General features: G+C 63.4%; 16 protein-coding genes and 1 pseudogene. 8 read left to right on the top strand and 9 right to left on the bottom strand.

Features of this window, described 5'->3' with window-relative positions; all coding sequences use genetic code 11:
- The coding region (locus EOA78_RS26590; RefSeq protein WP_164783954.1) for a MarR family winged helix-turn-helix transcriptional regulator at positions 1-469 on the bottom strand (469 nt) is incomplete at its 3' end.
- Positions 470-686: 217 nt separating this feature from the next.
- Here EOA78_RS26590 and EOA78_RS26585 point away from each other — a divergent pair.
- Positions 687-1481 carry an SDR family oxidoreductase gene (locus tag EOA78_RS26585; protein ID WP_127317718.1) on the top strand — a complete coding sequence of 265 codons (795 nt, stop codon included), beginning with the start codon at positions 687-689 and terminating at the stop codon, positions 1479-1481.
- Positions 1482-1503: 22 nt separating this feature from the next.
- Here the strand turns inward: EOA78_RS26585 and EOA78_RS26580 are convergent, their stop codons facing one another.
- Positions 1504-2103 (bottom strand): LysE family translocator, encoded by a 600-nt coding sequence (locus EOA78_RS26580; protein ID WP_127317716.1) that lies wholly within the window; start codon positions 2101-2103, stop codon positions 1504-1506.
- A gap of 97 nt (positions 2104-2200) precedes the next feature.
- On the opposite strand from EOA78_RS26580, the gene EOA78_RS26575 reads away from it, so the two are divergent.
- On the top strand, positions 2201-3070 hold the full coding sequence (locus tag EOA78_RS26575) for a LysR substrate-binding domain-containing protein (protein ID WP_127317722.1): 870 nt from the start codon (positions 2201-2203) through the stop codon (positions 3068-3070).
- Positions 3071-3102: 32 nt separating this feature from the next.
- On the opposite strand, the gene EOA78_RS26570 is transcribed toward EOA78_RS26575, so the two are convergent.
- Positions 3103-3753 carry a dihydrofolate reductase family protein gene (locus tag EOA78_RS26570; RefSeq protein WP_127317714.1) on the bottom strand — a complete coding sequence of 217 codons (651 nt, stop codon included), beginning with the start codon at positions 3751-3753 and terminating at the stop codon, positions 3103-3105.
- A gap of 150 nt (positions 3754-3903) precedes the next feature.
- A complete protein-coding gene (locus EOA78_RS26565; RefSeq protein ID WP_127317712.1) occupies positions 3904-4743 on the bottom strand; it encodes an rRNA adenine N-6-methyltransferase family protein in 840 nt (279 codons plus the stop codon).
- 207 nt (positions 4744-4950) lie between these two features.
- Here EOA78_RS26565 and EOA78_RS26560 point away from each other — a divergent pair, with 207 nt between their 5' ends.
- The 3 genes and pseudogenes from EOA78_RS26560 to EOA78_RS26550 all read left to right on the top strand — a co-directional run bounded on the left by EOA78_RS26560 (position 4951) and on the right by EOA78_RS26550 (position 7699).
- Complete coding sequence (locus EOA78_RS26560) at positions 4951-5139, top strand: hypothetical protein (RefSeq protein WP_127317710.1); 189 nt, start codon at positions 4951-4953, stop codon at positions 5137-5139.
- 200 nt (positions 5140-5339) lie between these two features.
- Complete coding sequence (locus tag EOA78_RS26555; RefSeq protein ID WP_029350136.1) at positions 5340-6266, top strand: neutral zinc metallopeptidase; 927 nt, start codon at positions 5340-5342, stop codon at positions 6264-6266.
- A gap of 180 nt (positions 6267-6446) precedes the next feature.
- A pseudogene (locus EOA78_RS26550) lies at positions 6447-7699 on the top strand (TCR/Tet family MFS transporter).
- A gap of 1 nt (position 7700) precedes the next feature.
- Here EOA78_RS26550 and carA read toward each other — a convergent pair.
- On the bottom strand, positions 7701-8903 hold the full coding sequence (gene carA / locus EOA78_RS26545; protein ID WP_127317708.1) for a glutamine-hydrolyzing carbamoyl-phosphate synthase small subunit: 1203 nt from the start codon (positions 8901-8903) through the stop codon (positions 7701-7703).
- A gap of 281 nt (positions 8904-9184) precedes the next feature.
- Here carA and EOA78_RS26540 point away from each other — a divergent pair, with 281 nt between their 5' ends.
- The gene (locus tag EOA78_RS26540; RefSeq protein WP_127317706.1) at positions 9185-9634 is read left to right on the top strand and encodes a GatB/YqeY domain-containing protein; all 450 of its coding nucleotides are present in this window, start codon (positions 9185-9187) and stop codon (positions 9632-9634) included.
- Between the two features lie 74 nt (positions 9635-9708).
- Here the strand turns inward: EOA78_RS26540 and EOA78_RS26535 are convergent, their stop codons facing one another.
- Complete coding sequence (locus EOA78_RS26535) at positions 9709-10167, bottom strand: DUF1801 domain-containing protein (RefSeq protein WP_127317704.1); 459 nt, start codon at positions 10165-10167, stop codon at positions 9709-9711.
- A 218-nt stretch (positions 10168-10385) separates the two neighbouring features.
- Here EOA78_RS26535 and EOA78_RS26530 point away from each other — a divergent pair, with 218 nt between their 5' ends.
- Complete coding sequence (locus tag EOA78_RS26530; protein ID WP_164783953.1) at positions 10386-11261, top strand: arginase family protein; 876 nt, start codon at positions 10386-10388, stop codon at positions 11259-11261.
- 8 nt (positions 11262-11269) lie between these two features.
- On the opposite strand, the gene EOA78_RS26525 is transcribed toward EOA78_RS26530, so the two are convergent.
- Positions 11270-11779, bottom strand: coding sequence for a DUF1801 domain-containing protein (locus EOA78_RS26525; RefSeq protein WP_127317700.1), 510 nt, complete (start codon positions 11777-11779; stop codon positions 11270-11272).
- Between the two features lie 138 nt (positions 11780-11917).
- Between EOA78_RS26525 and EOA78_RS26520 the strand changes: the two genes are divergently transcribed.
- Positions 11918-12475: a GNAT family N-acetyltransferase gene (locus tag EOA78_RS26520; protein WP_127317698.1), complete on the top strand. Its 558-nt coding sequence runs from the start codon at positions 11918-11920 to the stop codon at positions 12473-12475.
- Between the two features lie 8 nt (positions 12476-12483).
- On the opposite strand, the gene EOA78_RS26515 is transcribed toward EOA78_RS26520, so the two are convergent.
- Both EOA78_RS26515 and EOA78_RS26510 read right to left on the bottom strand, forming a co-directional pair.
- Positions 12484-13665, bottom strand: a complete 1182-nt coding sequence (locus EOA78_RS26515) for an MFS transporter (RefSeq protein ID WP_127317696.1) — start codon at positions 13663-13665, stop codon at positions 12484-12486.
- A gap of 157 nt (positions 13666-13822) precedes the next feature.
- Entirely contained in the window at positions 13823-15487 is a 1665-nt protein-coding gene (locus EOA78_RS26510; RefSeq protein ID WP_127317694.1) for a Na/Pi cotransporter family protein, read from the bottom strand.
- Positions 15488-15892 lie beyond the last annotated feature (405 nt).

Below are 15892 nucleotides of genomic sequence, written 5' to 3'. Positions count from 1 at the left end.
GACATAGTCGGCAAGGAGCAGCCGGCGGTATACCAAAATCCAGCGCGGCGATGTCATTCAGCGCCGCGCGCAGCCTTGCCGCCTGCTCCTTGCCGACTATGTCCTCGAAACGCTGCTGGGCGACGCGCCACAGCTTCATCGCTTCATCGAGCTTGATCAAGCCTTGCGGCGTCAGCCGCACGCGCTTGATGCGGCGGTCGTCCGGATCAGTGAAGGTCTCGACATAACCGTCGCGGATCAGAGGCTTCAACGTGTGGCCGAGCGCCGACAGGTCCATGACGAGGGCCGCGGCAATGGCGCCCATGGCCGGCTCGTCGCCGATATGGATCTGGTAGAGCAGGCCCTGCTGCGTGGCCTTCAGACCCGAGGGGGCCAGCACATCGTCATAGAACTGGCCGAGCTTGCGCGTTGCGCGGCGCAGCATGGCGTTGCTGCAAAGGGTCAGGCCGGGGAGGGTGGCTTTCGGCATCGTGTTTCCTTGACGGGGCGAGATGATGTCCAGCCGCCGCCCCACAAATAATCTTCGGTTCCATCATTGACAAGTTAATGGCATATGCCTACTTCGCGAATGGTGGCATATACCATGAAATGAGATCAGATGGCTTGCCGGCGAGGCGAGTGGCGATTGCCTATGTCACCGGCGCCTAGGTTGAAGCGAAGCAAATCGGTCGAGAAGGAACAGGACAATGAGTGGACAAAGCAACAAAGGCACGGCGGTGGTCACCGGCGCTTCGTCGGGTATCGGCGCGGTTTATGCAGACCGGCTGGCGGGTCAGGGCTATGATCTGGTGCTGGTGGCGCGGCGCGCCGACCGACTCGATGAACTGGCGGAGAAGCTGCGCTATGCCTATAGCCGCAAGGTCAGCGTGATCAGTGCCGACCTCGCCGACGACAACGATCTGCGCCGCATCGAGCAGGCCATATCAGCCGACGAGAGCGTCACGCTGCTGGTCAACAACGCCGGCCTCGGTGGGGCGCAAGTGGTGGCGACAGCCGACGCTGACGTCGCCGAGCGCATGATCAAGGTCAATGTCGTTGCGCTGACACGTTTGACACGCGCCGTGCTGCCGGGCCTGATCGCGCGCAAACGCGGCGCCATCGTCAACATCGCCTCGGTGCTCGCCTTCGATACCTCCTTCGGCGGCATCTACAGCGGCACCAAGGCTTACGTCGTCAACTTCACCGAGGCCTTGCAGCGTGAAGTCGCCGGCACCGAGGTGAAGGCGCAGGTCGTGCTGCCGGGCGCTACCCGGACCGATTTCTGGGAGGTTGCCGGAAGCGATATCGATAGCCTTCCGAAGGAGATCATCATGACGGCCGACGATCTGGTCGACGCCGCACTTGTTGGTCTGGCCAGGGGCGAAGCCGTCACCGCGCCGGCGCTTGCCGATGCGGCCAAACTCGACATTTTTCTCGGCGCCCGGCAAGCCTTTTACGGCAGCCTGCACGCTGACAAACCGGCTGCGCGCTACGCGGCTTGAACCAAGGCGTGGCGGTTGGCGTCTACGCCGGCCGCCACATCGGAATGATCGAGGCGGCGAGCAGCAGGCCGAGCGCGATGTTGAGCGCGCGCCACTGCCGCTCGGTTCTGAGCAGCCGGGCAAGCAGCGTGCCCGCCATGCACCACGCCGACAGCGACAGCGCGGCCGCCAAGCCAAAGACCATGCCGAGCAAAACGGCAAGCTGCAGCGGTCCGTCGGCGAGTGCTGCAAACGACGCCGCAGCGCCCAGCCCCATGGCCCAGCCCTTGGGATTCATCCATTGCAGACCGGCGCCACCGAAAAAGCTGTTCGGCCTGGTCATGGTCATGTCCAGATTGGGTGGGCCGCTGCGGCCGATCTTGAAGGCGAGCCAGATCAGATAGAGCGATCCGGCTATCTTCATCGCCAGCTGCAGGGACGGAGCGGCCGTGAGCAGACCGGCGAGCCCGGCCGCACCGGCCGCGGCCACCGTGCCAAGGCCGGCCGCACTGCCGGCCATCAGCGGAACTGAGCGGCGAAAGCCGAACTGTGCCCCGGACGCAGTCGACAAGGTCGTGGCCACGCCGGGCGTGGAGGTCGAGACCAGCGCAAAAAGGACGAGCGGAAGGATGGTCTCAAACATGCTGTTTCCTCTGTTGGGAACCAGCATGCTAAGCATGGGCATGCCTCAGTAAAGGCAATCTTTGCTATGCCTAGCATTAGAGAATATAATGCAGCCCATGATCCGCAATCTAGACACGGCTTTGGTCCGGACTTTCGTCACCGTCGCCGACAAGGCCAGCATGACGGCGGCGGCCAACGCGCTGCATTTGACGCAAGGCGCCGTCAGCCAGCAGATCAAGCGTCTGGAGGAGGTTTTCGGCTGCAGCCTGTTCGAGCGCGACCGGCGCGGCCTGAGGCTGACCCGTTCCGGTGAGCGACTGTTCGGCAAGGGCAAGCGCCTGCTCTCCCTGAATGACGAGATATGGGCCGAGATGGCGACCAGCGCGGTCGCGGGTGAGGTGCGGCTCGGCGTGCCGTATGATCTGGTTGGCACCATGCTTGCGCCGATGCTGAAGACCTATGCCGAAACCTATCCGCAGGTTGAGATTTCGCTGGTCTGCGCCTCGTCGCCGGAACTTGCGGCGGCATTGGCGGCTGGTACGATAGACCTTGCCGTGATCGAGGAACCGGTGGGCCCGTCCGCCGGCGAATGTCTCGCCATCGACCGGCTGGTCTGGGTCGGCTCCAAAGGCGGCATCGCTCACCACAAACGGCCTTTGCCGGTTTCGATGGTGGCCGAAACCTGCGCCTTCCGCCCGGCGGTGCTGGCGGCGCTCGGCGAGCATGGGCTGGAATGGCGGACCGTGTTCGAGAACGGCAATCTCGACGCGACGACGGCGACGGTGCGCTCGGACCTGGCCGTCACCACCTGGCTGGCGTCGACCGTGCCTGCAGACCTCGACATCCTGTCCGCCGATCCGGAGCTGCCGGCCTTGCCGAATTTCTCGATAAACCTGCATCTGCCGAAGCATGGCGTCGAGCCCGCCGCGCGGGAGTTTGCGGTTCACATCCGGGAGGCCTTGGCGCGGCGGCAACAGGCGGCGTGAGGGCCGCCTGTCGGGGCTGATCCCCAGCATGCTTACTTCCAGTTCTTACGCCGTTCGAGCTCGGCCTCGGAAGGCTGTTCCGGCACGAAAGACCCGGTCTTGATCTCGCCGGCGCGCTCATAGGTCGCCATGATGACACCGGTGCTCGACGTCTGCGAGCGGGTGAGCTTGAAGGCGGCGGGCATCGCGCCGTCGCCGAACAGCCGCTTGCCCTTGCCCAGCACCAGCGGGAAGATCAGCAGGCTGATCTCGTCGATCAGGTCGTTGGCGAGCAAGATCTGGATCAGCTCGCTCGATCCCTGGATGAGCAGGTCCGGGCCTTCCTCCTGCTTGAGCTGGCGCAGAGCCGCCACGACATCGCTGCCGAGCGACCGGCTGTTTTGCCACGACAGCGTGTCGGGCCTGTGCGTCGCCACATATTTGGTGACGGCGTTGAAGCTGTCAGCAATCGGACCGCTCTGATACGGCCAATGCGCGGCGAAAATGTCATAGGTCTTGCGGCCGAGAAGCAGCGCGAACGATTTCGAAAACGTCTCGCCCATGGCGGCGCCCATCACGTCATCCCAGTAGTGAACCGTCCAGCCGCCGAACTCGAAGCCGCCGACCGGGTCTTCCTCCGGTCCGCCTGGTGCCTGCATGACGCCGTCGAGGCTGACGAATGTTGCGGTGATGATCTTCCTCATTGGAACGCTCCCTTTTTCATCATCCGTGCCCTCGGGCCGGATTTCGGCCAAAGGACGGGCGAGCAGACACCGGTCCGACAGGGACCGGAAAATTTCTGGCGCGTTAGCCAGCGACGATCGGCAAGCACGGAATGTCTCGCCTCGGCGACGTCAAGGCGACCGCCTGCCGCCAACGTCGTGCGACGAGAACCAGACGTCGCCGATGATGGCGGTTGCGGTGCGGTCCGGCGCCTTGTCGGCCGTCAGCCAGATCGAACGGCTTCGTGCCGCCTTGTCGCGGTCGAGGACCTTCGCCGCGGGGGCTACCGCCGAGGCGCCGGTGCAAGGGATGAACCATGACCGCATAAAGGGATCGCAGGCAAAACCCTGTTCGGTGCGGGTCACCATCACCGCGAGGCCGACGCGCTCGGCCGGACGCCACGGAAAGACCATGCGGCCGCCGGGCTTCAGTGCCTTCAGCCACTCGGCCGGCGGTGCCACGATGCCGGCATTGACATAGATGATGTCGGACGGCGGCAGGCGAGATGTTACCGCATCGCCATGGATGACGTTGACGTTTTCATACGATTCGAGGTTGGACGCCGCGCGGCTGGCAAGGTCGGCGTCCAGTTCGAAGGCGGTGACGGCGCCAGGTGAAACCAGCCGTGCCAGCAGAGCGGTGTAATAGCCGGTTCCGGCGCCGACATGGATGACTGCCTCGGCGGGTTCCGGCGCCACCTTGCCGATCCACATGGCGTGCAGGAACGGCTCGCCATTGTTGATGCCCTTGTCGGCATCGAGCGCCACCAGCACATTCTGGTAGATGTGCACCGGATCGGCGCTCGGCGTTTCGATCGCGCCGCCATTGGCGACAACCTTCCACGGTCCCGGGCCGAGAAAAGCTTCGCGCGGCACTCCGGCGAAAACTGCTTCGAGACGCGGATCGGCGGAACCTGCTTGGGCGGCCATCAGCCGAGCATAAAAGCGGCGCACATCGGCGAGATCGGTCATGGCATCAAGATAGCGCAGACTGCCGATTTGTCGCGTCAGTCCAGATCGCCTCTGGCTGACGCAGCAGCGCCGAGAAGCTTGAAGCATTTCGCAAGGCAATGATGGCGACACGCTAAGTCTGCCGCCCACCGCCTTTTCCGGAACCGCCGCGTTGCCGCTGCGTTTGAGGTCGTGCCAAGCGATTGGCGCGAGACCGAGGAGGATATCATGGGCGTTGAACAGGCACCGACAGCGAAGGGCAAGCAAGGGGCCGAGGGACTGAAGCAAGCTGCGGCGAAGGACGAGCGCAAGACGGAAGCGGAAACCGGCCGCCCGCTCAAAAAGGGCGCGGCTCGCTTCGACGAGCGTTCGAAAAGCTCGGACGGCAAGAGCGCGGGTACCAAGCAGAAGATCTGAGCGCAACCGCTAAGTCCAAGACCAAAAAGCCGTCGGCAGGGCTCTCATCCGCGGGTGTCGTGCACCGACTGGCCCCAGAGCCGGCGGCCCTTGATGCGAAAAATACTGTGACTTGGCGCAACCATTGAGATAATTGTTTGTTGGGTCGGATCGGGCCATGAGATCGGCCAAGTACCGATACGTGCATCGCGGGGAGTGCCATGCTCTGGAAGGGTCGTCGTCAAAGTGACAATGTCGAAGACCAACGCGGCCAGGGCGGCGGGTTCAACCTGCCGCGCGGTGGGCCCGGCCGGTTCCGCATCCCGGTCGGCGGCCGCTCCGGCGGCGGAATGTCGCTGTCGACCATCATCATTCTCGTGGTCCTCTATTTCGGGCTGAAGGCCTTCGGCATCGATCCGCTGCAGATCCTGGCCGGCGGCGGTGGCGGCTTAGCGCCGGGCGGCGGCGGCCAGATCACCGACAACAGCGGCGGCACCGGTGCGCCGGCCTCCGACGAGATGAAGCAGTTCGTCTCGACGGTGCTGGCCGAGACCGAGGACACCTGGACCGGCATTTTCCAGGCCGAGGGCCTGACCTATGAGGATCCGAAGCTGGTGCTGTTCAGCGGCCAGATCCGCTCGGCCTGCGGCTCCGCCTCGTCTGCGGCCGGACCGTTCTACTGTCCCGGCGACCGCAAGGTCTATCTCGATACCACTTTCTTCCAGCAGCTCGACCAGCAATTCGGCGCCTCGGGCGATTTCGCCCAAGCCTATGTGATCGCGCATGAGGTCGGCCATCATGTGCAGAACCTCACCGGCATCCTGCCCAAGTTCAACCAGATGCGGCAGCAAATGGGCGAGGCCGAGGCCAACCACATGTCGGTGCAGGTCGAACTTCAGGCCGATTGCTTCGCCGGCGTCTGGGCGCATTTCACCGGGCAGAAAGGTATTCTGGAACAGGGCGACATGGAAGAGGCGCTGAACGCTGCCCAGCAGATCGGCGACGACACGCTGCAGAAGAGGATGCAGGGTTATGTCGTGCCGGAAAGCTTCAACCACGGCACCTCGCAGCAGCGGCAGACCTGGCTGGCGCGTGGCTACAGGAGCGGTAAGCTGTCGGACTGCGATACGTTCAACACTCCAATCTGAGGTGTTCGAACTTGGAATGACCGTCCAAGCGCAGGCGGCGAGAAATGGCCGCATCCATGTCGACCGTTGATGTCGGGATAAAAATTCCTGGCGTGTTCCCTTATTGTTCTGTGCGGCTGACTCGCCTATAACGAGCTCTTCCGCCTTCGCTCCGAGGCGGCTCCAGGAGTCGATACCGTCATGATCGAAGCCAGAACCGCCAGGCGGGGCCTTGCGCTTGTATTCACCACGCTGCTGCTCGACATCACCGGCATCGGAATCATCATGCCGGTGCTGCCGGCCTATCTGCAGGAACTGACCGGCGTTGGTGTCAGCGAAGCGGCGATCGAGGGCGGCTGGCTGTTCTTCGTCTATGCGGCCATGCAGTTCCTGTTCGCGCCGCTGGTCGGCAATCTCAGCGACCGCTTCGGGCGTCGTCCGATCCTGCTGGCTTCGGTGCTGACCTTCGCCATCGACAATCTGATCTGCGCGGTCGCCTGGTCGTATTCCGTCCTGTTCATCGGCAGGGTGTTGGCCGGCATCAGCGGCGCCAGCTACTCGACCGCCTCCGCCTTCATCGCCGATGTCAGCACCGACGAGAATAGGGCGAAGAATTTCGGCCTGCTTGGCATCGCCTTCGGTGTCGGTTTCATCATCGGCCCGGTGCTGGGCGGGTTGCTTGGCGAATTCGGGCCGCGCGTGCCGTTCTGGGGCGCAGCGGTGCTTGCGCTCATCAACTTCATCGTCGCCTGGTTCTTCCTGCCGGAAACGCTGGAGCAGCATCACCGGCGCCGCTTCGAATGGCGCCGCGCCAATCCTCTCGGCGCCCTCAAGCAGATGCGCAACTATAAGGGGATCGGCTGGATCGGGCTGGTGTTCTTCCTGATGACGCTCGGCCACATGATGTACCCTGCCGTGTGGTCGTTCGTCGGCAGTTACCGCTATGGCTGGAGCGAACAGCAGATCGGCTTCTCGCTCGGCGTCTTCGGTCTTGGCGGGGCATTGGTGATGGGTTTGTCTTGCCGCGCGTCATCCCACGGCTCGGCGAATGGCGGACCGCCGCCATCGGTCTTGCTTTTACCGCGCTCGCCGCCTTCGGCTATGCCGCGGCATGGAAGGGCTGGATGATCTATGCGGTGATCGTGGCGACCTGCCTCGAGGCGCTGGCCGACCCGCCGCTGCGGAGTCTGGCGGCGGCCAAGGTGCCGCCCTCCGCGCAAGGCGAATTGCAAGGTGCGGTGACGAGCGTGTTTTCGATCACCAGCATTATCACGCCGTTGCTTTATACAGGAATCTTCGCCTGGTTCACCGGGCCGAGCGCGCCCGTGACGTTCGGCGGCGCGCCCTTTGTGCTCGGCGGTATCTTTCTCGCTCTGTCGCTGATCGCGTTCGTGCTCAGGGTCGAAAGAACGGCCGCGGTGAAGGACGCCACGACGGCGACGGTGCGAACCTGAATCAGGCGCGCTCCGCCAGCGCCGGCTCGCCGCGCTTTTCGCGGATGAGATTGACGAAGCGGCGGAACAGATAATGCGAATCCTGCGGGCCGGGTGAGGCTTCGGGATGATGCTGGACCGAGAAGACCGGCCTGCCGGTCAGAGCGATGCCGCAATTCGAGCCGTCGAACAGCGAGACATGGGTCTCTTCGACGCCGCTCGGCAACGAGTCGGCATCGACGGCAAAGCCGTGGTTCATCGAGACGATCTCGACCTTGCCGGTGGTGTGATCCTTGACCGGATGGTTGGCGCCGTGATGGCCCTGATGCATCTTTGCGGTCTTGCCGCCCAGCGCCAGTGCCAGCATCTGATGGCCGAGGCAGATGCCGAAGACCGGGATGTCGGTCTTCAGCAGGTCCTGGATGACCGGAACGGCATAGTCGCCGGTGGCTTCCGGGTCGCCGGGACCATTGGAGAGAAAGATGCCGTCGGGCCGCATGGCGAGGATCTCCTCGGCGCCGGTGTTGGCCGGTACCACGGTGACCTTGGCGCCGAGACCAGCAAGCAGGCGCAATATGTTGCGCTTGACGCCATAGTCGATGGCGACGACATGCATGGACGGATCGATCTGTTCGCCAAAGCCCTCGTCCCAGACCCAGGGCGTCTCGCGCCAGACCGAGGACTGGCCGGAAGTGACGTCCTTGGCCAGGTCCAGCCCGATCAGGCCGGACCAGGCGGCGGCGCGGCGCTTCAGATTGTCAATGTCGAAGATGCCGTCGGGCGCGTGCGCGATGACGGCGTTGGGCATGCCTTTTTCACGGATCAGCGCGGTCAGCGCGCGCGTGTCGATGCCCGAAAGGGCTACGATGCCACGTTTCTTCAGCCATTGGTCGAGACCAGTTGCGGCGCGATAGCTGGACGGATCGGTGACGTCGGCCTTGAACACGGCGCCGACGGCGCCGGCGCGCGCGATCGGGTTGAGATCCTCGATGTCCTCGTCATTGGTGCCGATATTGCCGATATGCGGAAAGGTGAAGGTGACGATCTGGCCAGCGTAGGACGGGTCGGTGAGGATTTCCTGATAGCCTGTCAGCGCGGTGTTGAAGCAGACTTCGGCGACGGCGGAGCCGGTGGCGCCAAGGCCGCGGCCCTCGATGACGGTGCCGTCGGCCAGCACCAGCAAGGCCGTCGGCTTCTCAGTGGCCCAGGGGGCGGTCGTTGCCATGGCGACACTCCTAAAGGGCTGCGCCCTTCGATCGGTCCGACGGACCACTCTGCGCAGCAAACCGCGCGCAGCGGCGATTTCGCACCCAGCGCGCGCAACAATAATTCAGTTCATGCAAGGCTCAGTACATAGGGGAAGGCGCCAAGGCGGTCAATGATGCCACGCCGTACGAGCCCTGGATTTATTTCGTCGAACAATATCAGCGGTTTGCCGGGCGGCGCCGAATTTGCCATGGGGTTTCGGCGCGGCTATTGTCCGTCGCATTGGAAGGAGAAAGCATCATGCGCGGCAAAATCGCCGAATCCCTGAAGAGTGCGATGAAGGCGCAGGACAAGCGTCGGCTGCCGACCTTGCGGCTGATCCAGGCGGCCATTCACGATCGCGACATCGCCAACCGCGGCGCCGGCAAGGAGCCGGCCAGCGACGACGAGATCCTGCAGATCCTGGCCAAGATGGTGAAGCAGCGCGAGGAGTCGGCCAAGGCGTTCGACGACGGCAAGCGGCCGGAGCTTGCCGCGCAGGAGCGCGACGAGATGGCTATCATCCGCGATTTCCTGCCGACGCAACTGGGCCAGGCCGAGACCGAAACGGCGATCCGCGCCGCCATCGCCGAGACCGGCGCCAGCGGCGTCAAGGACATGGGCAAGGTGATGACCGTACTCAAGGAGAAATACGCCGGCCAGATGGATTTCTCCAAGGCGAGCGGCATCGTCAAGGGGCTGTTGCAGTAGGATTTCCCGCTGCAGCTATGCTCACAAGGCCTCGAAAAAGGCAACCACGAGGAGCCAGCCTGGGTAGATGATCCTCAAGCGCTCTTCGGTTTCTTCTGAGAGCGGGCGGTAGCTCGCACCGACATGTTCAGTGCCACGGCGGCGCGAATGAGCGCCTTCAACGCCTCTTCGTCGATCTTGTCGCCCTCGTGGAAATCGATGGCGCGCCTGGTGTTGCCTTCGAGGCTGGAGTTGAAGAGGCTTGAAGGGTCCTCCAGCGAGGCGCCCTTCGCGAAGGTCATCTTCACGACATTCTTGTACGTCTCACCGGTGCAGATAATTCCGGCGTGCTCCCACACCGGAACCCCTCTCCACTTCCACTCCTCGATCACATCGGGATCTGCCTGCTGGATGAGGGTTCGGACCCGAGCGAGCATCTCGCCCCGCCAATCCCTCAGCTCGTTGATTCTCGCATCTATCAGCTGAGAGGGAGTGACTCCTCCTTCTCCTTCCTTCGATCCGCTCGTCTTCATGGCTGTCGTCGCTTTGGTCATGATTGTACTGGGGTCCCAATGGCTTGTGCGCGTCCGGCGTCTCACGACGGCATCGATGCGGCGAGCCGTTTGCCGTTCCGGCGCGAACGCCTGGCCTATTGGCCTCGTGCCAATGCCGGCGACAAACTCTCAACGTCGAGGAGGAACCTTCGTCCCTCCAGACCCGTTTTGCAACGAGGATCATACGAAATTGGAGCTTCGATTTGTCGGCGCGTTTCTTGAACATTATCGGCGCCGCCACCAGCGCCGGCGCCTATTCGCCGGGGCAGGAACAAGCCCCCGCGGCCTTTCGGCGGCATGGGCTCGCAGAGGCGCTCGCCAGCCGAGACAGAACGATCAGGGATCATGGCGATGTTGCATCGTTCCGATGGCGACCGGATCCCTCGCAGCCGCAGGCTATGAACCTGGAAGCCGTGCGCCACGCCTGTGACTTGGTCGCAAGCCACGTGGCGACGGCGATCGCAGCGCAGGAAGACGTGCTTGTTTTAGGCGGCGATTGTACTGTGGAGCTGGGAACGGTCGCCGGAGCGAACGCGGCCGGTGCACGGATCGGGCTCGTCTACATGGATTTCGACGCCGATCTCAACACACCTGATACGAGCGACGGCGCCTTGGACTGGACTGGTGTCGCTCATCTGCTCGATATTCCCGGATGCGAGCCTTCGCTCGCTAGGCTCGGCCCAACCCTTCCGATGCTTGTGCCTCAACAACTTCTCTATTTCGGCGTCGAGAACATCACTCCGCCCGAAGCCGCGGTGATCAGAGATAACGCGATTAAAGTTATATCGCGTGAGGAAGCTTTGAGTGATATCGAGGCGGCGACGGCGCGCGCGGCCGACTGGGCGGCCCGCTTTGACTGTGTGCTTATTCACTTCGATGTCGATGCACTCTCCTTTGTCGATTTTCCGATTGCTGAGAATGTGCGCCGTTGCGACGGTCTCAAACTGGAGGACGCCGCCTTCGCGCTAAAGCAGTTGACCGCCCTGCCGCAATGGCGCGGCCTGACTATCACAGAAATTAATCCGGCCCATGCGCCAGACGAGTCCGCCGCGTTCGCCCGCTTGAATGAGGTGCTTGCGGACGCCCTTGGGTAATTCGCATCTCACATTCGTTCGCCGGGCAATTGGCTGGCTTGCTTCACCCAAGCGGCAAACTGAGCTTCGTCGAGCTGGTCCTCATAAACGTCGAGATAGCGCACTTCCTTGTGCTTGGACTTGCCGGGAGGAAGAGGACGCAGTGACGTGCCTCGGAAGAAGGTCACTTTGACGTAGCGGGTGAAGACATGGAACGACAGGAACCAGCCCTGGCCTTCGATGCCGTAAAATGGCGAGTTCCATTTGACTGCCTTGTGCACGCCGGGGACGGTGCGCACGATGATTGCGTCGAGGCGGCGCCCAAGGTCGCTTTTCCAGCCCGGCATGGCCGCGATGTAGGCCCGCACCGGGGCGTCGCCTTCGGCCTTCGCGATCTGGGGATTGCCGCCTGCGAGGAGGGTCGGCTTCGCGGCCTTGGTGGACTGCGGCTGCGGTGCCGCCTTACGCGGTTTGGTCGCCTTCGTAGCGACCCGCTCGGCGGCGGCCTTCGCTGACTTCTCGGACGTGTTGCCGGCCATTGTGTTCACTTCCAGTGGTAGACCCATAATCGATGATACTTGATTTTAGAAAGCCGCCCCTGAAGATCAACTTCCGAATCCTATTGATCTCTGTCCAAACCCATAAGCGCACAGGCGAAGGTTCCAAGGTTGTACATCATGGTCGAACTCGTCAAACCGGCGCTTGAACATCTACCGTCCTACAAGGCCGCCCTGGAGCGCGGCTGGTCGCCGGACAATGTGCGGCTGATGGAGGCGACGCGCGAGCAGCTTGCGGCCATCGAAAAGGATCCAGCGTCGTTCCTCGCCGATCTCGACGACCCCGATGCCAAGGGTGGTCCGATCACCTTGCCCGATGGGACGAAAGTGCCACGCCTACCGGGATTCCGGCGCTGGATCTGGGACGGCGAAGTCGCCGGCTCGATCGGCTTTCGCTGGCAGCACGGCACCGCGGAGCTGCCGCCGCATGTGCTCGGCCACATCGGCTATGCGGTGGTGCCGTGGAAGCGGCGGCGCGGCTATGCGACAGAGGCACTGCGGCTGATGCTCGGCGAAGCGAGGGCGCTCGGCCTGCCTTTCGTGGAGATCACCGCCAAGCCGGGCAATCCGGCGTCGCACAAGGTGATCCTAGCCAATGGCGGCAAGCTCGTCGGCCGGTTTTTTGAGGACGCCGCCTATGGCGGCGCGGAAAGCCTGCGGTTCCGGATCGAGTTGTAGGGTCTGCCCTATTCGGCAGCAGCCGGCATTGGCGGCGCAGCCCTGCTGCGCCACTCCCGGATATGCGAGACAAGCGCGACTACCACGGCGACCAGCATGGCCATGGCGCCAACCACCGGCAGGCTGCGATAGCCATAACCGGCATTGAGCATGGCGGCGCCGAGCGAGGCGGCCAGCGCGATGCCGATATTGAAGCCGGCCGGGATGAGCGATGAGGCGAGGTTGGAGGCATCCGCCGTCCAGGTCAGGATACGGGTCTGGATCGGCGTGCCGATAGCAAAGCTGAGACCGCCCCAGATAATGATCGCCCCCACCATCGGCACCGGGTACGGACTGACGGCGTAAATCACGGCAAGTGTAACCGCCTGCATGAAAAGCATGGTGATGAGCGACGGCATCAGCTTCCAGTCGGCGAGCCGCCCGCCAAGAAAGACGCCGATCGTCGCGCCGATCCCGTTGAGCAGGAGTACCCAGGGCACCAGGTCCTCGTCGAGGCCGGTGATTTCAAGCAGCGTCGGCGTGATGTAGGTGAAGAGGCCGAACTGGCCGATCATCAGCATCAGCATGATGATCAGCGATGTCCAGACCTGCTGACGTGCGAGCACGCGTACCTCGCTGCCAAAGCTGACGGACTGGCGCGCCGATCCCGTCTTGCGTGGGAGGAGGGCGGCCATGGCGGCGATGGAAGCCACACCAAGCGCGCACATCACCCAGAACGTCGCACGCCACCCCCAAATGTTGCCGATCGCCGTGCCGGCCGGCACGCCGATGACATTGGAGACCGTGAGGCCCGACAGGATGAGCGCAACGGCCATTCCGCGCTGGTCGTGGCGGACCACGCCGACCGCGACCACCATCGCGACGCCGAAATAGGCGCCGTGCGCCACGGCCACCGCAATCCGCAGCAGCAACATGGACGCGAAGTCGGGTGCAAGTGCGCAAGCCGCCTGGCCGATGGTGAAGGCTGCGGCAAGGCCAAGCAGCAAGGCCTTGCGCGAAATCGTCTTGGTGGCGAGCGTCAATAGCGGCCCGCCAATTGCGATGCCGCCGGCGTAGCCGGAGACGAGGTAGCCGGCAGTTGGGATGGAGACGCCAAGGCCATCCGCCACCTGCGGCAGCACACCGGCGATGACGAACTCGGTGGTGCCGAATGCGAACGCAGCGATGAACAGGGCGATGAGGGGAAGCATGGCGCGGGAAGGCGATCCTTGAATGAGACGGCCTCAAATCACGAACGAGAGCGGCGAGCAATCCAGAAATCGTCGACGCCGCTTTAGGTTTTCTTGATCGGGCTGGCGCGACGGTTTCCTTCTCCCTTTGTTGTGGGAGAAGGACAAGGCTCCGGGATCACCCGGCCTTCAACCGCGAGCCGGTGAGCAGGCCGCGTTCCTCGAGCACGGGATAAGCCATCGAGGCGAGCAGCGAGTTGATCTGCTTCAGGTCGCGGATCGTGTCGAGATGGATGGAACTGGTCTCGACGCTCTTGGCGGTGCCGTCGCGCAGCCGCACGAAATGGCTGGCGCTGGTCTCCTTCTCGCGGTCGCGCAGCCGATCCTTTTCGAGCACCAGCTGGCGGGCGGTCTCCGGATCGCGCGAGACCAGTACGTTGAAGGCAAGCCGTGCGTTGGCGAGCACCGAGGCGTGGAAGGCGCAAAGCTCGCGCCAGCCCTCGGGCGTGAACTCCAGCCCGCGCTCGAGCTTCTTCCTGACATGCACCAGCATGTTGCGCACGATAATGTCGCCGACCTGCTCGAGCTTGACGCAGGCGCCGATCAGCTCCTGGCAGCGCAGCGCCTCGTCCTCGCTCAGCGGGTTCTTGGTGACCCTGGCCAGATAGAGCTTTATCGCTGCGTGCTTCTTGTCGACGCGGTCGTCGAGCGCGGCCAGCGCCTTGATCTTGTCAGCATCGGCGCTCTCATAGAGTTCGATGATGCGCTTCAGCATGATCTCGACCGTCTCGCATACCCGCACCACCTCGCGGGTGGCGTTGGCCAGCGCCTGGCTCGGCACATCCAGCGCGCTGTCGTTGAGCGCCGACAGCTCGACGACGTCGAGCGCTTCGGCCGGCGCCGGTTTGGTGCCGAGCGCCACGATCTTTTCCGAAGCGCGGTAGACGAGGCCGGCCAGTGGCAGGCCGGCAACCAGGATCAGGATGTTGAACAGGATATGTGCGTTCACGATCTGGTCGGGCACGGTGGGGCCGAGAAAGGCGACCGGCGGCTTCAACCACAGGAACAGGATCAGCATGGTCAGAGAGCCCATGCCGCGCATCAGGAGATTGCCGATCGGTACGACACGCACACCCGGCTCCGCGTGCCGGGTGAGCAGCGGCGCGATGATCGACGAGCCCAGATTGACGCCGAGCACCAGCACGATGCCGAGTTCGGGCGGGATGAAGCCGCGGCCGGCGAGCGTCACCATCAAAAGGACCGCGGCGATCGAGGAATGGAACAGCCAGGTGACCAGCGCCGCCAGCAGATAGGCGGTGACCGGGTCGCTGGAAAAGTAATCGACGATCACCGGCATCAGCTTGCTCTGGCGCAGCGGCTCCGATGCCTGGCCGATCATCTCCAGCGACAATACCAGCAGGCCGATGCCGACCAGGATGCGGCCGAACTGGCGCCAGTCGCGCCGCTCGGTGGCCATGAACATGACGGTGCCGGCGACAAGACAGACCGGCACCAGCAGCGACAGGTCGAAGGTGAGCAGCTTGACCACCAGTGCCGAGCCGATCTCGGCGCCGCGCACCGCAAGCTGGCCCGATATGCCACTGACGATGCCGGCGCCGGCGAAGGAGCCGACCAGCAAGGTGACGGCGGTGGAGCTTTGCAGCGCGATCGCCAGGCCGCAGCCGGCCAGAACCGCCATTAAAGGATTGCGCATGGTCGCGCGCAGCTTGTGGCGCAGCACATCGCCGTAGGCGCGCTCGACACCTGTCTTCACCAAGCGGGTGGCAAACAGCATCAGCGCCACCGCGCCGGCAAGATGCAGCAAAACGACCGAACCGCTCATGTCAGGCTCGCATTCCGACAGGCGCCAGCGATACCGGCGCCGTGACGGCAAAAAGGCAAAAGAGGGGGCGAATCAAGGGCATTGCAAGGGTCGATACTACTCCGATTACTTTTAGCCGGATAATAAATTTTGCCCAATTCGGCCGGCTGTTGGTGCGCGACAGGGTGTGTCGGAAATGGATGGATCGCAAAATGGTTGCATTGCCGGCCGGCTTCTGGATGGTGGCGCGGTCGAGTGCCGACGACCCCTTCAAATCCGATTTGAGCTGAGTGTTGAATTATCTACCTTAAATGTATGAAATCATTACAAAAACGTAGTCCGCGTGTTCAGTTTCGGTTCATCCTTCGGGCTCTATTGCTTGGGCATCGACAACCAAGGAGCACCCCCGTGACGAAACGCATCATT

This window comes from Mesorhizobium sp. M5C.F.Cr.IN.023.01.1.1, from assembly GCF_003997585.1.
Classification (GTDB): domain Bacteria; phylum Pseudomonadota; class Alphaproteobacteria; order Rhizobiales; family Rhizobiaceae; genus Mesorhizobium; species Mesorhizobium wenxiniae.
This window is presented reverse-complemented; position numbering and strand designations above follow the sequence as displayed.